The organism is Pseudoalteromonas sp. Ld19 (assembly GCF_045064135.1).
GTDB classification, from domain to species: domain Bacteria; phylum Pseudomonadota; class Gammaproteobacteria; order Enterobacterales; family Alteromonadaceae; genus Pseudoalteromonas; species Pseudoalteromonas aliena.
This window is the reverse complement of sequence record NZ_JBISHA010000016.1, coordinates 87,415-106,902: the sequence shown is the minus strand read 5'-3', so window position 1 is coordinate 106,902 and position 19,488 is coordinate 87,415. Positions and strand designations below refer to the sequence as shown.

The 19,488-nt window shown below is 40.1% G+C and carries 16 protein-coding genes and 1 pseudogene; 7 read left to right on the top strand and 10 right to left on the bottom strand.

Annotation, left to right across the window (positions count from 1 at the left end):
* Positions 1–108: 108 nt before the first annotated feature.
* From ACJJVZ_RS04855 to ACJJVZ_RS04845, 3 genes are read right to left on the bottom strand one after another with little or no spacing between them, the layout of a single operon-like run.
* Positions 109–1,179 (bottom strand): efflux RND transporter periplasmic adaptor subunit, encoded by a 1,071-nt coding sequence (locus ACJJVZ_RS04855; RefSeq protein WP_405598613.1) that lies wholly within the window; start codon positions 1,177–1,179, stop codon positions 109–111.
* Complete coding sequence (locus tag ACJJVZ_RS04850) at positions 1,169–4,441, bottom strand: efflux RND transporter permease subunit (RefSeq protein WP_405598611.1); 3,273 nt, start codon at positions 4,439–4,441, stop codon at positions 1,169–1,171. Before ACJJVZ_RS04850 ends, ACJJVZ_RS04855 begins: the two co-directional genes overlap by 11 nt.
* A 5-nt stretch (positions 4,442–4,446) precedes the next feature.
* A complete protein-coding gene (locus tag ACJJVZ_RS04845; protein WP_077536321.1) occupies positions 4,447–4,749 on the bottom strand; it encodes a metalloregulator ArsR/SmtB family transcription factor in 303 nt (100 codons plus the stop codon).
* Positions 4,750–4,873: 124 nt separating this feature from the next.
* On the opposite strand from ACJJVZ_RS04845, the gene ACJJVZ_RS04840 reads away from it, so the two are divergent.
* The 3 genes from ACJJVZ_RS04840 to ACJJVZ_RS04830 all read left to right on the top strand — a co-directional run bounded on the left by ACJJVZ_RS04840 (position 4,874) and on the right by ACJJVZ_RS04830 (position 7,260).
* Positions 4,874–5,062, top strand: a complete 189-nt coding sequence (locus tag ACJJVZ_RS04840) for a DUF2892 domain-containing protein (protein ID WP_193156499.1) — start codon at positions 4,874–4,876, stop codon at positions 5,060–5,062.
* Positions 5,063–5,067: 5 nt separating this feature from the next.
* A complete protein-coding gene (locus tag ACJJVZ_RS04835) occupies positions 5,068–5,412 on the top strand; it encodes a rhodanese-like domain-containing protein (protein WP_077536325.1) in 345 nt (114 codons plus the stop codon).
* A gap of 63 nt (positions 5,413–5,475) precedes the next feature.
* Entirely contained in the window at positions 5,476–7,260 is a 1,785-nt protein-coding gene (locus tag ACJJVZ_RS04830) for an alkaline phosphatase (protein WP_193156498.1), read from the top strand.
* Positions 7,261–7,346: 86 nt separating this feature from the next.
* Here the strand turns inward: ACJJVZ_RS04830 and ACJJVZ_RS04825 are convergent, their stop codons facing one another.
* A complete protein-coding gene (locus tag ACJJVZ_RS04825) occupies positions 7,347–7,892 on the bottom strand; it encodes a PH domain-containing protein (RefSeq protein WP_405599089.1) in 546 nt (181 codons plus the stop codon).
* 252 nt (positions 7,893–8,144) lie between these two features.
* On the opposite strand from ACJJVZ_RS04825, the gene ACJJVZ_RS04820 reads away from it, so the two are divergent.
* On the top strand, positions 8,145–8,900 hold the full coding sequence (locus ACJJVZ_RS04820; protein WP_405598607.1) for a MipA/OmpV family protein: 756 nt from the start codon (positions 8,145–8,147) through the stop codon (positions 8,898–8,900).
* A gap of 67 nt (positions 8,901–8,967) precedes the next feature.
* On the opposite strand, the gene ACJJVZ_RS04815 is transcribed toward ACJJVZ_RS04820, so the two are convergent.
* The 4 genes and pseudogenes from ACJJVZ_RS04815 to ACJJVZ_RS04800 all read right to left on the bottom strand — a co-directional run bounded on the left by ACJJVZ_RS04815 (position 8,968) and on the right by ACJJVZ_RS04800 (position 14,892).
* Positions 8,968–13,272, bottom strand: coding sequence for an alpha-1,6-glucosidase domain-containing protein (locus tag ACJJVZ_RS04815; RefSeq protein WP_405598605.1), 4,305 nt, complete (start codon positions 13,270–13,272; stop codon positions 8,968–8,970).
* Between the two features lie 24 nt (positions 13,273–13,296).
* Positions 13,297–13,485, bottom strand: a pseudogene (locus ACJJVZ_RS04810) (hypothetical protein); the annotation flags it as partial.
* 298 nt (positions 13,486–13,783) lie between these two features.
* The gene (locus ACJJVZ_RS04805; protein ID WP_138584523.1) at positions 13,784–14,401 is read right to left on the bottom strand and encodes a LysE family translocator; all 618 of its coding nucleotides are present in this window, start codon (positions 14,399–14,401) and stop codon (positions 13,784–13,786) included.
* A gap of 83 nt (positions 14,402–14,484) precedes the next feature.
* A complete protein-coding gene (locus ACJJVZ_RS04800) occupies positions 14,485–14,892 on the bottom strand; it encodes a DUF3224 domain-containing protein (protein WP_138584522.1) in 408 nt (135 codons plus the stop codon).
* A gap of 88 nt (positions 14,893–14,980) precedes the next feature.
* Between ACJJVZ_RS04800 and ACJJVZ_RS04795 the strand changes: the two genes are divergently transcribed.
* On the top strand, positions 14,981–16,759 hold the full coding sequence (locus tag ACJJVZ_RS04795; protein ID WP_405598602.1) for an ABC transporter transmembrane domain-containing protein: 1,779 nt from the start codon (positions 14,981–14,983) through the stop codon (positions 16,757–16,759).
* Positions 16,760–16,893: 134 nt separating this feature from the next.
* Here the strand turns inward: ACJJVZ_RS04795 and ACJJVZ_RS04790 are convergent, their stop codons facing one another.
* Positions 16,894–17,601 (bottom strand): hypothetical protein, encoded by a 708-nt coding sequence (locus tag ACJJVZ_RS04790; protein WP_405598600.1) that lies wholly within the window; start codon positions 17,599–17,601, stop codon positions 16,894–16,896.
* A gap of 94 nt (positions 17,602–17,695) precedes the next feature.
* Positions 17,696–18,328 (bottom strand): OmpA family protein, encoded by a 633-nt coding sequence (locus ACJJVZ_RS04785; RefSeq protein WP_405598598.1) that lies wholly within the window; start codon positions 18,326–18,328, stop codon positions 17,696–17,698.
* 417 nt (positions 18,329–18,745) lie between these two features.
* Between ACJJVZ_RS04785 and ACJJVZ_RS04780 the strand changes: the two genes are divergently transcribed.
* Both ACJJVZ_RS04780 and ACJJVZ_RS04775 read left to right on the top strand, forming a co-directional pair.
* Positions 18,746–19,024: a DUF4160 domain-containing protein gene (locus tag ACJJVZ_RS04780; protein WP_405598596.1), complete on the top strand. Its 279-nt coding sequence runs from the start codon at positions 18,746–18,748 to the stop codon at positions 19,022–19,024.
* An 11-nt stretch (positions 19,025–19,035) separates the two neighbouring features.
* Entirely contained in the window at positions 19,036–19,323 is a 288-nt protein-coding gene (locus ACJJVZ_RS04775; RefSeq protein WP_138586211.1) for a DUF2442 domain-containing protein, read from the top strand.
* Positions 19,324–19,488: the final 165 nt, after the last annotated feature.

Sequence of the window (19,488 nt, the reverse complement as noted above, 5' to 3'; positions counted from 1 at the left end):
GAAAACAAGGCGAATTTACACGTCAATAGCTGGCCTATTGCAAGTAAATTCAACGTAGCTAGCGCTGAAAATAGCTGCTCGAGATAGATTTATTATCCAGAGTTCAGATTATTTAGTCTGGCTAACGTTATAATCAATAGCAATTATGTCGCCAGGGTTTAACCCTGCAACAACATGCTGCTGTGCATTCACAACCTCGCCTAAACGAACAAATCGCCTTTGTATTTGTCCATCCTCAATAATATATACCATATTAAGTTCACCAACGTTATGTACCGCACTTATTGGTACTAATACACCTTGCGCTTTATTTAGAGGCAATATGAGCTGCGCATATAAGCCTGGCATCAAGCCTAGTTGCGAATCAAAGTCGAGTTTAATTAATAAACTACGTGCGGCTTTATCTGCTACAGGTACTATTTCACTCACCGTTGCATCGCTTTGTGTATTTAATGAAGGGAATATAACCTTTAAACGCTCACCAATTTTTAGTTTTATTGCTTGGCGCTCCCGTATATTAAACTCTACTTGTAACTGCTTTGGGTTATAAAGTGCCAATAAAGTATTACCAGGTATTACGGTGTCACCTGGTTCCACTAAACGCTCAACAACGACACCTGAAATGGGCGCAGTAATAGAGGTAAAACTAAGGGCTATTTTTGCTTGAGCTTGCTGCTGCTCAGCCACCGCAAAACTTGCCGTTAAATTATCAAACTTAGCTTGTGCATCGTCCAACTCACTTACTGACACTAAATGCTTATTACTTAGCTCTTTTATACGTATTAGCTGTTTATTGGCTTGATTGAGTGATGCCTTAATTGCATTTATTTGTGCAGTACTTTGCGCTACTTGAGCTGTTATATCGTCTTTTTGCAAAGTGATAAGCACATCTCCTTTTATTACTTTATCGCCCGCACGTACCTTTAACGTCTCTATTTGCGCCATGATACGTGATGATATTTGTGTGTTTTGTTTGGCGATAACGCTTCCAGGTACTTTTTCTACTTTTGCTATTGGTTGCAATGAAATAGTGAGTACACTACCACTGTAATCCGCTATATTATTTTGCTTTAAACCTGTACTTTGCTTTTGTGAAAAGCTACCCGCCATATATAACACAGCAATAATTACCACTAGTAAAGCAGCTAATGTGCCTAAAAGTTTTGATTTACCTTGCATGTGCATTTTCCTCTGTGTGTGCAAACACTAAATAATAAACAAGCGGTACTACAAAAAGCGAAAATAATGTAGAAGCCACAATGCCAAAAATAATCGCTATTGCTAACCCACTAAAAACAGGGTCGAGTGTAATCACCAAATTACCTAATAGGGTAGTGCCTGCCGTTAATAAAACTGGCCGCATACGATGTGTACCAGCGGCAATTAATGCATCCTTGATTACCATCCCCTGTGCGCGAGCTTGATTTATAAACTCAACTAAAATAAGCGAGTTACGCACTACTATACCCGCTAATGCAATCATTCCTATCATTGCGGTAGCGGTAAATAGCACCGGCTCTGGCGCCCCTGCAATAGTGCGCTCACCAAACTGGTTTAATAGCCAAAACCCAGGCATTATACCTATTACTGTTAAAGGAATAGCCGACATAATAATGAGCGACAAACTTACCGATTGGGTTTGTATTCGTAAAATTATAAAAATAGCACTCAATGCAAAAGCAAAGGCAATCCCCATATCTCTAAATACGTCAATAGTAATACGCCACTCGCCCTCTCCGCTAAACGTCACATGTGTATCTTGCGGTAATTGCCAAGCGGCGGTGCCGCCGTTATTAAAAAAATGTCTATTCAGCCAACTTGTTTGAACAAAGTCGTTATTATTTACCTTTAAATCACTATTTATATCGGCAATAACCGCAGCGGGCGTACGACCATTTAGCTCAGCCGTTACATAAATCACATTACGCTGATCTTTTCGGGTTATAGGCTTAGCGACGTTTAAATCAACAAACTCACCTACCTCTGAAAGCGCGACTAATGGACGCGGTGAGCTTATTAAACCAAATTCGCTACTGCTTTTGGCAAGCTCTCTATCACCTCTTATTTGCAGTGCGAGTAATTGAGACAACTGATTGCGTTCATCAAAGGGAAGCTGTAAATGAATTGCCACAGGCTGTGTTTCCCCCTCTAAATACATCGTACCAACGTCCATACCTTGAGCTGCAATTTGCAAAGCTTGAGTTATGTCTTGTGTGGATATTGCCGATAAGGCCGCCTTACCCTTATCAGTAATAAAACGCTGAAGGGGCGACGATTCGGCTAATGATGTATCAACTTCGACAACATGCGGCTCTTGTTTTAAACGCTGAGCCACGTGTTGAGCTGCTAAGTAATGAGTTTGATCATCCACAAAGGGATCGCTATAAACCTCAGCGACTAACGTACTTAAAACGGGCGGCCCTGGCGGCACTTCAACTACTTTTATGTTTATACCTTGTGTAGAAAGAGGTGCGAGCTGTTCACGCAAACGCATTACTACCCCATGAGATTGCTGTTCACGCTCACCTTTATCAAGCAGCAACACTCTTAGCTCAGCTAAGTTACTGGCCTCTCGGCGGTAATAACCTCGTACCATGGCATTAAAATCCATACTGGAAGGCTGACCAACATAAGCTGCAACTTCGCTTACTTCATTAAGTTGCCATGTAAGTGCCTGTACTTTGCGAGTTAATGCTGCGGTTTGTTCTAAATTTGTGCCTTCTGGCATATCTATTAGTATTTGTATCTCGTTTTTATTATCAAATGGCAAGAGCTTCAGAGGTACTAATCGTAAAACGGGTAACATAGCACTAAACACAAATAAAATTAGAGTTATCCAAAGTATCCATTTTGCACGTGCTTTAGAGAGTAATAATGGGGTAAGTATGCGCTCATACATACCTATTTTATTTGTTGCTTGAGGCGCGTTGTAACTCGGTTTTAACAACTTCATAGCAAGCCATGGCGTTACAAAAAAAGCAACTAAGGTAGAAACCATAACGCTTACGGGCACATTAAATGCCATAGGCGCCATGTATGGCCCCATCATGCCGGTAATAAATGCTAGCGGAATAAACGCAACCATAATTGTCAAAGTCGACATTATTAATGCAGTACGGATCTCACTCATTGCACTTACAACTTGCTGCTTTTTATCTCCTTTTTTGTTTAAAAAGCGGCTAACATTGTCAATACCGGTAATAGGGTCATCCACCAGTAAGCCAAGCGAGAGTATCAGTGCAAATAACGTAACGCGATTAATGCTGTAGCCAAATGCAAAATCTAGTGTAAGTGTTATCCCGTAGCAAATTGGCACTGCCAACCCAACCACAATTGCAGCTCGCCAACCTAAAAATACACCAACAAATATCACCACCGTAAATACAGCAAACACTAAGCTAGAAGTTAAATTATTTACTTTTTCGTCAGCCGTTTGTCCGTAATCTCGTAGTACGGTGTAATCAATCTCCTTGGGCAATAATGAATTTTTAAGTGCACTCATTACAGTGTGAACATCATTAGCAAGTGTGACGGCATTAGCGCCACCTTGTTTGGCAATGCTTAATGTCACCATTGGCAAGCTTTGCTGTGAATTTGATTGCGCTAACCATTGATAGCTATGAGGCTCTGCGGGTCCATCTATTACTGTTGCCACATCAGTAATGTATACGCTCTTTGCGTTCACAACATTAACTATGAGTTGCTCAATAGCTGATTTATTTCTAAGTACATCACCCGCTTGAAGTATTATTTGCTGCTGTGAATTAACAATACTTCCAACTCGAACAAGCTGATTAGATACACTCAGAGCATAATATACATCGCTCAATGTTGTTTGATGAGCGGCCAATGCACTGGCATTTAGGTTAATAGTTAAAACGCGCTCCCGCCCTGCAATGACCTTTACTTCACTGGTGTGTTCGATGCGCTGTAGATTATTGGCAATCTCATTCGCAAAACGAGTTAATTCGTAATCGCTATAAAGCTTTGGATCTTTACTGTACAGCCCCAACATAACAATAGGAACATCGTTTACCTCAATTGGCCGTACTTGCCAATGACTAATAACCGACGCCATCGTGTGCTCGTAACTGTAAAGCTTTGCATAAGTATCAAGTATGGCTTGTTCACGATTGTGGCCCACTTCAAAGCGCAGTGTCACCACTACACCATCAGTTTGTGTGGTTGAGTAAATATGTTTTACGCCACGTAATTGGGCTAATAACTTTTCAAGTGGTTGCGTGACCAGCCGAGCAACTTCTGGAGCCTCTATATTTGGAGTCGATACGTAGATATCGAGCATAGGCACTACAATTTGCGGTTCTTCTTCTCGCGGAGTTTGTTTTAGCGAAAATAGACCAAGCAAGATAGATAACACAAAAATAATGATAGGAATGCGGCCATTAAGGCTACTTTTTACTGCGTTATCAATCGTACTCATAAACATTAACCTTTACAGAATAAACTGTATAGCGTGCTCAGTAATTGCACGGCATTATCGTCAATCACACGGTAGTAAATAGTTTGGCTTTCGCGACGTGTAGCCACAACATTCGCTTTTCGCAGTGCAGCTAAATGCTGAGAAAGTGCAGATTGTGCCAACGGAACTGCTTCGTTTAGTTGCGAAACACTCATTTCTGTATCTTGGAGTGAACATAAAATCATTAAACGATTTTTATTAGCCAAAATCTTTAATAGCTGTTCAGCTTCGGCTACGTTGCCTGCCATTGCGGTAAAATCTATATTCATAGCGCGCTCTTATTATAAAAAGTAAGTGAAGTATAAATAGATACATTATAAATGTCTAATATTAGAATTTACTAATATAGAAAGATCGAATATAGTAAATAAAATATTAAAAATAGAAACTAAAATGAAGCTAAATAATTTACTGCGTTTAATTGCAGGCATCATGATTATTGTATCTGTATTACTACAAACCTTTGTTGATCCTCGTTGGATATGGTTAACTATTTTTATTGCACTGAATTTAGTGCAGTCCGCTTTTAGCGACTGGTGTCCAGCTATCGCACTACTACGCAAACTTAATGTTAAGGAATAAAATTCATGCTTACTTCAATCCCTGATTTACTAAAAACTATCACACCTAACCAACGCCGTATTGACGCAGAGCAAGCAAAGCAAGAGCTTGAACAAAATAAAGGTTTACTTATTGATGTACGAGAGCCCGCTGAGCATGCAATAAAAGCGGCTGTTGGAGCAATAAACATCCCACGTGGATTGCTTGAAATGAAATTAATGGAAATAGAAAAAGACGCGACACGTCCAATTTACTTACATTGCGCTAGCGCTGCACGAGCAACATTAGCTGCAGAAGCACTTACCCGCATTGGTTACAAAGATGTCACTGTTATTACATGTGAAATAAAAAAGATACTTAACACCCTATAATGTTACACAAACGTAACAAAAATAAGGTAGACTCATTAGTTTTAGATTAAACAGGTACAACTAATGTCGTTTACACGAAGAACTTTTTTAAAGGCGTCAGCAGCGGGTTTTGGCGCTGCTGTTTTATCTTTTGGCCTTACTGGCTGCGCATTTGATGACAATGGCGATGTTCATATTCCGGTGAGCTTCGATCATGGTGTAGCGAGTGGAGATCCACTCAATGATAGTTTAATCATTTGGACTAGAGTAACACCAAAAGATACAACAACTGATAGCCTAAAAGTTCAATGGCAAGTAGCGCTTGATCCGCAATTCACTACCATTAGCCACGATGGTGAAGCGCAAATCAGTAATGCCACAGATTTTACACTTAAAGTAGATTTGCAAGGGTTGCGTCCTAACACTGCATACTATTATCGCTTTAATGCACATGGTAAAACGTCACCAGTCGGGCAAGGTAAAACCTTACCTATAGGTGATATAGATAAAGTAAAACTAGCTGTTGTTTCGTGTGCTAATTATCCTGCTGGTTACTTTCATGTGTATGGCGAAATAGCGAAACAACCTGATTTGGATGCAGTAATACATTTAGGTGATTACATTTATGAATATGGTAACGATGGATATGCCACTGAAGATGCTGCAAAACTTGGCCGACTGCTTCCAGAAGATAACCAAGGTGAAATAATCACCCTTAGCGATTATCGTAAACGCTATGCAAATTATCGACTTGACGGCAATTTGCAAGCTGCGCATAGTCACTGCGCGTTTATCACAGTATGGGACGATCACGAAGTTGCAAATGATACTTGGCGCGACGGAGCTCAAAATCATAACAGTGATGAAGGCGACTTTAGCGAACGTAAATTACAAGCACTGCAAGCTTATTTCGAATGGATGCCTATTCGTAATGTAGCCGACAAAGAGCGTATTTATAGACGTTTTGAGTTTGGTAATTTAGTTTCTCTATACATGTTAGATACGCGCATGCTAGCCCGCGATAAACCACTCGATTATGCTGACTTTGAGTTAAGCACTGCAACAGGACAAGGTGAGTTCGTTAATGCGCTTGGTGCAGACGATCGTGCTTTACTTGGTAGTGAGCAGCTAACTTGGCTAACCGATGGCATTAAAACTTCAGATAATCGCTGGCAAGTACTTGGCCAACAAGTGCTTATGACTAAAATGCATTTACCTATTGAGGTTATGCTGCTTTTATCAAGCTTACAAACTACACAAGCCAGCGGTGGTGATCCACGTGCAATGCTTGCTCAAGCAAATATACTCTTTGCTGAGTTAGCGCAAATCAAAATCCGAGTACTTAAAGGTGATCCAACCGTTACTCCAGCTGAGCTTGCTCGTGTAGAAACAACTGTGCCATACAATTTAGACGCTTGGGATGGTTATGCTTATGAGCGAGAAGTGCTACTAGGTACAGCGGTTGCTGCACAAAAAAATCTCGTTGTCTTAGCGGGCGATACCCATAATGCTTGGGCTGGACAGCTAAAAACAGATACAAATAACCCTATTGCGGCATCAAAAAACGCAGGTGTTGAATTTGCAACAGCGTCAGTATCTTCACCTGGCCTAGAAGAGTACTTAGCGCTGACAACTCAAGATGCGCAAACAGTTGCACAAATTGAGCAAGTTATTGCACTGTTAGTGAACGATCTCGCTTACAACAACTTAGTTAATCGTGGTTACCTCACCGTAACATTTACTAAAGAGCAGGCAAACGCTCAGTGGAACTATGTAAGCACTATTAAAGCGGCTGATTACCAAATGCTTGAAGAGCGTAAAAAAGGGTTCATTATGCTAGCAGGCCAACCTCAGCTACTAACCGTATAATCTGTACTCTGGCTAAAGAGCTTACTAACACGTTGAATCATTATGATGTTTATTTCTTCTCTAGCCAGAGAGTTTCTTAGTTAACGCTATTTCTCAAGCGCTGCTAAACGTGTATCAATACGTTCAACCACCTCAACTAAGCGCGCTAATAGCGCTTGGTTAAGGTGATCTTCTGCAAGCTCATCTGCAAGCTCATCTGCAACAGGATATTGTTCGTTTAGGTTATCTTTTTGAGTCAATATGGCTTCTCTAAATTCACCCGCATTTACAACCCCCAATAAAGAGACTAAAGCACCGTGCCCTGATTGCCCTGCTGTTTCAAAACTTAACCGATATAACCCAAAAAAGCGCATAAGCGGGCCTTGGCTTAATCCAACATCAGTGGTTTTCTCAAGCGGTATCGACTTTTCCTCTTTAAATAATACCCCACGTTTAACTACTAGCTTTTGTGGCAGTAACTCAGCCGACATAGCCGCTAAAATTCGCCCTGCCACCAGCCATACAATAAGTAAAATTAATGGTATCAACGGAATAGTAACCAGTACTAGGCAACTAAATAGCACTGCTGTAACCATCCAGTACTGCTTTACCTTAGAATCGAACGATGCGCTTTCTAAAATAGTTTCTTGCATAATTTTATGATTTTTAATAACGATTAGCTCAAAGTACTTCATTGCAAAGTTGAATGCAATTACAGTCAAAATTTGTACAATCCAACACTTTAGTTCAACTGCTTACACATACTTAAAATTTAACACACTAACTTACAACTCTGTTTAGCTTTAGTCGCTACACTCAACGCGTTCAATCAATAACGTAAATTTTATAAACTTATTACCAATTTTATTAATACAATTGGTATTACATAAATAGTGAAGGTAATCATGAATACTTATATGAAAAATAGTGTGCAACTGTTGCTTGGCGCATTCGCTTTATCAAGTATAACGGCTCAAGCTCAGGATGAATCTCCGTGGTCGATTGGTGCTGCCGTTATTTCAACAGGATCGCCTTATGCAGGGACTGATAACAAAATACTGCTTTTACCCATGATCAACTATGAAGGTGAAAAACTAACGTTTAGAGGCTTTGCTCTGGATTACAAGCTAGTTGAAGATGAAGGCTTTACTTGGTCAGCTATACTTGAACCGGGGCAAAATTTTGATTCATCCGACTCTGATATCACTGCAATTAAGGCCCTTAACGATCGTGAGATATCTCTTTATGCAGGAACTAAAGTAAGCTACGCCACAAAGTATGGTCATTTTAGTGCCAGTGCATCACACGATGTATTAGGTCACGGCGATGGTGCCATGTTTGATACCAATTATAGCTACCCATTTAAGCTATCAAAACAAATTATGTTAATACCCTCATTTGGTGTTGAACTCAATAGTAGCAAGGTATCAAACTACTATTACGGCATTAAAAAAGACGAATCAAACACGTATGCCCCTTACAAACTCGGTTCTACCGTTAATTATAACGCTGGTATGTTGCTAAGTTATCAGCTGGATAAAAGATGGAATATAAGCGCTATGGTCAGCTACACACGATTAGACTCTGATATTGAAAACTCACCAATTATAGATACGGCGAACATTTCAACTGCCATGATGTCGGTTAGCTATCAGTTCTAATTTAACCTGAACTCTGGTTAATTTAAAACATAATAAGCCGATCAATATAGTTGACCGGCTTATAGCGTTATTTTTTATTGATTAATACCTTGATGTTTTTTTTATCAGGGCCAATAACATTAAATGTATAATTTCCCTGCTCAGTAATTCTCAACGTTATATTCGCACCCACCGCTTCCAGTAAAGTCTGTTCACCTATATTTACAATTGGGGATTCACCAATACCGCCGTAATCAACGGTACTCCAATCCTCAGAAGCCACTTTAAACTCATAATTACCCGCTTCGAGGGTTAACGACGTTGTGTAAGTTGCATTGCCTTGGTAATTAAGTGGGTTATCTGTTCCCCATCCATTTAAACTGCCACGGATAAATACTTGCGTATCTGCAAACATTTCTACATTTAAAATGCTTAATGTAACAGCGCTTAAATCGCTCGTATCCACTATAAACTGGTATTCACCATCATTTGCAATATCTATCATCAAATTAGCGCCGCCTATTGCTAGTCGTTTCGCTTTGCCTAAGGTAGTGCTTATATCTGTATCAGCAGAGCCATAATCAACGCGACTCCAATCCTCAGAGGCTATTTTAAATTCATAACTGGCTGCGCTGAGCATTTTAGTAAACGTGTAAATACCTTTCCCTTGATATATTAGTTCATCACTGGTGCCCCAATCGTTTAAGCTGCCACGAACGAATACCGGCGTGCTAGCAAATGGCTCTTCATTATAAATTTTTAAGGTTGGATTTTCTTTATCATTGGCATTAAATGAAAATACATACGTCGCATCAATGGCAGCTGTAAAGGTCATGTTTGCGCCTGAACGTTTTAAAGGCTCGCTTTGTTTTTCCACAACCTCTTTATCAGCATCTGAAAGCGCGCCAAAATCAACCGTAGCCCAATCTTCAGAGGCAATTTTAAACTCATAACTACCTGCGGCTAACGTGGCTGTAAGTCGATATTCGTCATCCCCAACATATTCAAAGCGATTTGCTGTGCCCCAGTCATTTAAGCTACCGCGAACATACACACTTGTGCTACCAAAAGGGAGCACATCAGGTTCGCCAACGGTTGCATTTGCACTTAAACCTACGCCTTGCGTGCTACCTTGCGGTTTTACAAATACAGCCATAGTGTATGCTGGTAGGTTAAAACTGCCGCTGCCATTGCCTTGGGTAAAAGAGGCCGCAGCCATTGCTGGGTCAACACTATTTTTAAGTACAGTGTGTAGCTCAAAGCCACTCGCCGTTGGTATGCTATGAGTAAGCAATTGCCCAGTGGAATTTATAACCACAACAAGCGCATCGTTGTTTGCATCAATATCGGTTAATCCTTCTCCATCATCAATACTCATAACAATTAAGCCATATTGCTGGTTTTTGCCCACATTATGAAAACCAACACGTGCTATTACATCTTGCTCTGTGGTTAATCTAAATAGTGGGCTAGCACTGCGAATAGCTAAAAACTCTTGAAAAACCCCACCAGCATAAGCAATATTTTGCGGTTGTGCAGCAGCTTGAGGATTACCCGAAATAGGCATTATTTCAGACCATTTTTCTTGATTTTTTTCAGCGTTAGGTAAACCAATATTCCAATTATTATTTTGCTTAGTTAAATCAACTGCATTAAACCAATCTCCGGCATTGTAGCTATCACGATCCATTGATTTTGAACGCAGTAAATCAGCGCCCAGTTGCATAAATGGGATACCTTGGCTCACAAGTGGCACTGCGAGCGCTATATTATGGGCGCGTACACGCTGTTCAATACTCATGTTTGCAATATGCTTGTATTGCAGTTGATCCCACAAGGTTTCGTTGTCATGTTTAGAAACGTAGTTAATGCTATCGGCAGGATCAAGTGCATACGCTGTTGGCTGAGTATTCCACGTAAAGCTGTTGCCCTTCGCTGAATTGCCTTTAAAGTCTTTTAGAATATAGTTTTGTAAATTGCCAGCAAGCGATAACCGCAATGTATCTTGCTCAGCTAAATTACCATCGGTTGGGTTATTGCTAAACAGTGCTCCCCCCCGAATAGCTTCGCGGATACGGTCGTTAAAAGTACCCACCTCTGAACCCGCCATATCAGCTTGTTTTGCTTGTATAAATAAACGGTTATTAGCTACTTCACCAAAGTCCCACCCTTCGCCATAAAAATAGTTATCTGCATCGATTGCTTGAACCGCTTCACGGGCTGCTAAAATTGACGATTTAGGCATATGCCCCATCACATCAAAACGAAAACTATCATACCCAAAATCACGGGCTAAAATCACTAATGAATCAGTGACAAACTTATCCATCATGACATGCTCAGTGGCGGTGTTTTCACAACATGTTGATTGCTCAATATCGCCGCTCGTTTCGCTGTATCTGTGGTAATAACCGGGTACTAATTTATCAAATACCGATTTATTCCAAATACCTGATGCTGTTGTATGGTTATAAACAACATCTAGCACGACTCTTAAGCCAATTTCTTGTAGCGACTGCACCATAGCGCGCGTCTCAACTACGCGAGCAATACCCTCAGCCGTTGAGGCATAAGACCCTTCAGGGGCAATAAAGTGATGCGGATCGTAACCCCAGTTAAAACCATCTAGATCACGCATAGCACTGGTAAGTGCTTGGGCATCGTCAGAATTTGGTAAGTAACTTTGCAGCAATTTTACAATGGTGCTGTTCTTGTCTTCTGTTTTACAAGCATCGGCTTCATCGTTAATACGCTCACATAACTTACCTAACGTATCGGTTATTTCTACTCGCTCTGCGGCATTTTCTTCAATGGTGCCAATGTCTGTCACTGGTAACAAATGAAAGTGAGTTAAACCTCTATCAGCCAATTGTTTAAGATGCTGCATTGGCACGCTTTCATGCTCTGTAAATGCAAGGTATTTACCGCGATTTGGTGCACTAACACTGGTATCGCGCACACTAAAGTCACGTACATGCCCTTCATAAATAATCGCATCTTCTGGATTGGTAATGGTCGGTACACTGCGTTTATCCCAGCCCTGTGGTTTGGTGTCATCGTCATTTAGATTAATTAGCTGCGAATACAAACCATTGCTTGATACATTGAGTGAATAGGGGTCTGTACTCCATAAACTTTCAATCGCTTTGGTGGTTGGGTGATATACATCAAACGCAAAACGGTAGTAATGGCGATCGTATTTGCTATCTAAGCTGATAGACCAAATGCCGGTGTTACCATCAAATAACATTGCACTGCTATGCACTTGTGCTTTATCGGCATCAAACACATTAAGCATCATATTATTGGCAGTAGGTGCCCACACTGATACATCAATTGCATTGTTATTGTAATTAACGCCTAGTTGCGCCTCGTTAGCATCATTTTCATTTTGCGTATAAAGCGCATCTAATGCCTTTGCTGTTTGAACGTAACTTGCTTCAAGAAGCTTGCCATCAGCATCAAAACCCGCCACTAGCAATTGTTGTTTAATTAATTGCTTAGCGGCCTCTGTATCCCAGTTACCTTGATACGCGGTCCAATTACTCAAGTGCGGTACTTTTAATGCTTGCTCATCGGTTAAATTAGTTTGTATCAACTCAATGCTTTGACCATTTAATCCAGTCTCTTCATCAACCTTTAAATCCGCGCTTGCAGAGCTATATAATTTAATGATTTGACTCAGTTCATTACTCGGTTTGTACAGTACCGTATTTAAATCTATCCAATGTGCAGAAGCCCCTGTAATAGCGACCGGACGCTCACCTAAATTTAGAATAGGAAACTCAAAAACAGACGGCTCACCATGCAAAGTAAAGTTCATACGTTGAAACTTTTCGTCGTCTTGCATTAATGGCATTGTTAAATCAACATCACCAAATGCCTTACCGGTGCTCTCTGTACCTATATGAATAATAAAATTAGCACACTCGCTGTAACCAGCTTTGAGTTTTATAATCCAATATGCACCATAATTCGGATCTATCCCATCATGAACATGACCATCTGCCCAATCGCTCGTATCAAAAGGTGGTGCAAAAGCATCGCATACATCGTCATTCCACGAATGTAATCGGTAACCTTCATAGTTAGCGTCTGTTACGCGGTTATAAAACAAAATTGCCTCATTATCGCCAGGAAAAACTACGGGCTCTGGTAACGCAGGATCAGCACCTAAAATGCAGCTTTCATTTTTTTCATCAGGAACTGTCGGGGCAGCACACTTTATTGGTTCAGGTTCGACACATTGTGTACCAGCTTCATTTGGGACTTGAGGTGCATTACAAGTGAGTAACACTTGCTCAGATTTTGCATCCTTGCTACCACCACAGCCCGTTAAAACCAATAGGTATAACGCAGCTAGCAAGTAGCTATATATTTTAATTATTTTCATTTTTAAACGCTCCAACTTGCTAAATTAATGACTGTAAGTAAAACCAAAAATAAAACTGACGACCAAAGTACTCAGTCGTACCCGTTCGTTGCTTGTGCCAAAGTAGTTTTGGGTCGGTTTGTCTGTCAGGTTATTAACTTGCAAAAGCATTGTTAGGGGATCGGTAAATTTGTATGACGCTTGAAAATCTATAAACGTTTCAGAATTGTCATTTGAGTAAAGCAAAGTGGCGTTATTTAGTGTCATTGTAAGCAAGAGCAATAAACTGAGCTGCTACACTTGGCTGCAATCGCGCTATTTGCAGCAAATAATGCCAGCATTAGCGCACTTAGTTTGAATTTTTCATGTGTGTATCCTTTAGTTATTGTTATGTGGTATATCAGTGCCGTTGAAACACAACCAACAAAGTGTAACTAAAAGGTAATCAAATTGTGATGAATACGTATGCACCACAGAGAACTTTGGCTGTAGCTATTTTGTACAAATAATTCAGCAACAACCAATTATAAAACTACAAACTAATGACCACCCTTATGGCTAGGGCAATAAACACAACACCCAGTATTTTGTCTAACCATGGGTTTTGCTTAGTAAAACCAAAACGATTTTTAGACACCTCAGTTAGCACTGCAACTAATAAATACCAACCAGTATCAATTACAAACACGGTTAAGCACATAATAATGCCAATGCTTAAAGTGAGGTTTTGCGGATCTATAAATTGTGAGAACAACGCTAAAAAGAAAATCGCGAGTTTAGGATTTAAAAAAGCAATCGCAAATCCATCTTGTAACGCTTTACTCGCACTTACTTCACTCTTTTGTACTTGCAGCTCGTTATTACTTGGTTTTGCTAGCAGTATTTTTAAACCTAAATAGGCTAAATACGCAGCGCCTAAATACACCAATATTTGGTATAGTGTTGGAAATTGAGCCATTAATGCTCCTAAGCCAAGTAATGAGGCTGCAGCATAAAGCCCAACGCCAATACCGTGACTGAGCGCAGCAAGCATGCCGTTTTTCATGCCACCACTAAGCGTGTGCTTTAATACCACCGCAAGGCTTGGCCCTGGCGACATCGCGCCCATCATGCATACCAATGCCAAACTCAACCAAACAGATAAAGCCATTTATGCTCCTTATAATTCATGGTCTTCAATAATTAATCCGCATAAGTATTTACCTATGCTTTTTTATTTAACCTGAATTCTGGTTATTTACTATCTACAGTGTATTCAAAGTCATAGTAATGAATACCTTGCTCTATGCGAATTTTCATACTGCCGCTTAAGCCTTCAAGCTCATCAGTACCTGAATCGGGAATGACGTTTAAAATAAGGCTATCTTGACCTTTATTCATAGTGCCAAAGTGTTGCAGTACAAAGCTGCCTTTTTTGCCTTCAAGCTCCCCAACTACTTGCTCAATAGCAACATAACCTGCACTCCCTTGCGTTGGCGTCATAGCACTGAGCATTTCGCCTTGGCTGGTCGCATTTAAGCTACCTTTAAATGTTTTATCAATCGACATACGCCCTAAATTAATGCCTTGCTGCCCTTTGGCGTAACCTTCAATTGGCGCTAAAGCGACTGTAAATTCACCGTTTATTATATTTGTAGTCATAACGAATCCTTATTGATGATATTCAATACTATTGATTTTTATTACCTTGATGCCATATCTATACCTTAACCTTCAAAAAGAATCCACTATGTCAAAAGAAACACCTATAGCCGAAAAGGCTGCTTTTAGCAGTTTGTTACCTGTTTTTGCGTTTATTAAACCGTATAAGTGGATGGTAGTCGCCGCCCTAGCCGCATTACTCGTAACGGCAGGCGTTAACTTGTCATTGGGGCAAGGTGTTAAATTTGTTATTGATCATGGCTTTATTGCAGGATCAAAGGTGCAATTACAGCAGGCCGTATTAGTACTTATTGGTTTAATCAGCTTATTAGCAGTAGGCACTTTTAGCCGTTTTTATTTAATGTCGTGGATTGGCGAACGAGTCAGTAACGATATTCGAAAAGCCGTGTTTAATCGTATTGTAACGCTACACCCTAGCTACTTTGAAGAAAACCGCAGTGGCGAGCTTATGTCGCGTTTAACCACTGATACCACCTTATTACAATCTATTATCGGCTCATCGTTTTCTATGGCGCTGCGCAGCGTACTTATGTTGGTGGGCGGTTTAGCCATGTTACTGTTCACCAATTTAAAGCTCACCTTAGTGGTTGTGGCCTGTGTGCCGCTAGTACTTGTTCCTATGATGATATTTGGCCGCAAGGTACGTAAGCTAGCAAACTCAAGCCAAGATGCCATTGCCGACATAAGTACCTATGCAGGCGAAATCATACAAAATATTAAAGTAGTACAAAGCTATAGCCATGAAGAACAAGAACAGCATGCCTTTGCACTCGAGACCGAAAAAGCCTTTAACGTGGCTAAAAAACGTATCAAACAACGTTCGTTTTTAATAGCCGTAGTGATTTTTTTAACCTTTAGTGCCATTAGCGCAATGCTTTGGGTGGGTGGTAACGATGTACTTGCGGGTACTATGACTGGCGGCGAGTTAGGTGCATTTGTGTTTTACGCTATTATGGTGGCAATGTCGGTGGCAACCGTTGCTGAAGTGTATGGCGAACTACAACGAGCAGCAGGCGCGGCTGCAAGATTACTTGAGCTACTTGCTGTTAAAAGTGAAATAGAAAACCCGCTAAACCCACAAGATAGTAATTTACTGCAAAAAAGTAGCAGCCCTGCAATTGCGCTTGAAAATATTAGCTTTAACTATCCTTCTCGCCCAGATGTAAGTGCTCTTAATAAAATAAGCCTAAATATTGAGCAAGGCCAAACTGTGGCTATTGTTGGCCCTTCTGGCGCTGGTAAAACTACATTATTTGAATTGCTACAACGTTTTTACGATCCGGCCAGCGGAGCTATTAAGTTTAAAGATATAAATATTAAAGACCTATCACTTAATACTCTGCGTAATAAAATGGGCATGGTAGCGCAAAACCCTATTTTATTTAGCTCCGATGTTATGCATAACATCCGCTACGGCAACCCAAATGCAACCGATGAGCAAGTCTATGCCGCTGCAAAACATGCCCATGCCGATGAATTTATAAACCAGTTGCCACAAGGCTATCACAGCTTTTTAGGTGAGCAAGGCGTTAGGTTATCTGGTGGGCAAAAGCAACGTATTGTGCTTGCCCGCGCTATATTAAAAGACCCAGAAATACTCCTTCTTGATGAAGCCACCAGCGCGCTAGATGCACAAAGTGAGCACCACGTGCAAGCGGCGCTTGAGCACCTAATGCAAAACAGAACAACGTTAATAATTGCCCATAGGCTGGCCACGGTAAAACATGCTGATGTGATTGTGGTAATGGAAAATGGGGAAATAATAGCAACGGGTTCTCACCAAGTGTTATTAGCCAGCAATCCGCTGTATCAAAAACTGTGTGAATTACAGTTTAATAAAGATTGAGCTGGTACACGTAATTAAATAACCTGAACTCTGGATAATAAATCTATCTCGAGCAGCTATTATCAGCGCTAACTGCGTTGAATTTACTTGCAATAGGCTAGGTTAAATAAATTAAAGTAGCAGCGGCTTTGCTGCTACTTTTTGCTAAGCCATTTGTTCATTGCAGCATCATAAGCCTCTGTTAACTTAGTTTTACCGCACAATTGCCCTGCGGTTAAATAACTATCTGGTAAGTCATTTTTTGGCATCACCCCTGCGCCAATAAACACCTTTTTAAAACAAGTATCACCTTTGCGATAGGTAGTAAATTGCATACTTTGCTGCTCTATTTGTAATAGTGGCTTTACCGTTGCAGAGTGTACTTTTGGAACTGTGATCCTGTTTACCGTGGCGTATTCATCAGCTGTTTTACCAGCTGAGGTTGTACCAGCAGGTAAAGATCCCATTTGTTGCTGTAAAATACGATTAAGACCTTTTTGTAAGTCGATTTTTTTATATGGCGTTAATGCTGCAGAGTGGGCATTTATTGTGGTGGAGCTTGTTATAGTGGAGTTTACCGGTTCAGCCGCTTTTTCTGTTTTTTTACTGGAAGAGCTTACTGATTTTAATACTACTTTATTTACCGGCTCATTTGGCTTTTTTTCTATGCGCACACTTTTATTAACACTCTGTTGAGGCGTTTGCTGTGTTGCTTTAATTTTGGCTGGCACACTCACCATATAGGCTTTAATTGGCGGTGATTGCGGCTGTTTTATTTCAGGTACCTTTAAAGTTGCTAAAAAAAACAACAATAATCCATGTAAAAGTATCGATAAAATAATTGTCGAACGCCACTTTGCCATAAACATGTCCCTGTGAAAGAACTAGTTATGACAGCTAATCGATTTAAAAGTGCCATTAAATAAACAAAACCGCGCATTTGCGCGGTTTTTGCTATTAACCTTGTGTATTAGGCACTATTTGAATTTCTACACGACGATTTTGAGCACGACCATTTGCACTTTCATTAGTCGCAATTGGACGAGTTTCGCCATAGCCTTTAGTGCTAACTCGTGCAGCCATAATTTGTTGATTCACTAAGTAGTCTTTTACACTTTGTGCACGCTCGCGCGACAAGTTCATGTTGTAGCTATCTTTACCTGTGCTATCAGTATGCCCTTCTACACTAAGGTAAGTTTTTTCATACTTATTCATAACGTTAGCAATCGCGTTTAACGTGTCGTTAAAACCTGATGAAATATACGATTGATCCGTCGCAAAGGTAATATTTGATGGCATAACCAAACGTAAGTTGTCGCCCTCACGCACAACTTCAACCCCAGAACCCGCTAGCTCATCACGAAATGCTTCTTCTTGTTTATCCATGTAGTCGCCAACAGCAGCGCCCGCAAGTGCCCCAATTGCTGCACCAATAAAAAAGCGTTTATCTTTATGGTTACTCGTAGCTTTACCTAATACGCCACCTGCAGCAGCGCCAATTGCTGCGCCTTTACCTGTGTTATTCATTTCACAACCAGAAAGCAATACAGCTACTACGGTTACGCTTAAAAGTGATTTAGTTAAAGTCATGATGTTACCTATTCAATAAGAATTTAGCCGGAGTATGCAAATACACGTATGAACAAACTATGAAGAGAGTGTTAAAATGTAGCAGCTCGTACCAACGCTTACAGTCATTAGGACTTGGTTTAAAGTTCATCTGATAGGCGACTATGAGCTATAAGCAAACATTGGTATTGTCAAAATATAATAACTAATTGAATAGTCAAACTGTCGCTTGCATATTCACAAAAATGAATGAGGCGCGCATATTGCTTCATTTAGTTTTGCCCAAAGATAATAGAAAACTTGGTGATAGTAATATCTTAGGTAATTTGTTAAAACTATATAAAGTAGAAAGTGAGCGTTTCATCGGCACAAATATGCGCAATGAGCGCACTATAAATTGTTAGCCTTTTAATCATAATTAATATTAAGGAAAATTGAATGCCTGAGTTATGTAGGTTTTTTGGAATTGTAATATATATGTATCGTGAAATTGGTGGCAAGCATCATTATCCTCATATACATGCCTCTCACGCGGGTCGAAAAGCAGTTTTTAACATTGAGACTGCAGAGTTGATGGAGGGATCTTTTTCGAAAAAAGAAAGAAAATTAGTTGAAGCATGGCTTGTTATAAGAAAAGATAAGCTAAATCAAAATTGGTCGAGACTGAATACTACATCAGGTACACCAAGCTTCTTTAAAATAGATCCACTTAAATAGGGCTGTATAATATGACTTCTCTAGATTCAATGACAATTACAAGTTTTGAAATTGTTAGTGACTACACTATTAAAATTACTTTTGCCGATAACAAGGTTCAAACTATAGATTTCGAACCAGTCATAGGCTTTGGCTGGATGGAAAATTTAAAAAACATTGATTACTTTAAGCTGGTGTCTTTGAATGATGGCGGGAATCTAGAGTGGCCTGAAGGGCAAGACTTCAACCCTGAAGCGTTATATGATTGGGAAAAATTCCAACAAATTTATATTGATGATATCAATAATCAAAAAGGCTAATCGGGTAGCTGGAGAGCTCTAACCTCCAGCCCCTACACCACCTATCATGTGCTTTTTATTAACAGAAAATACAATGGGCGGTTCATCTCCCCTAATGAATAGAAAATAAACTAGACAGCCACTCTAATTGGTTCGTTTATAAATAAAAACGCGTTAATTCACAAG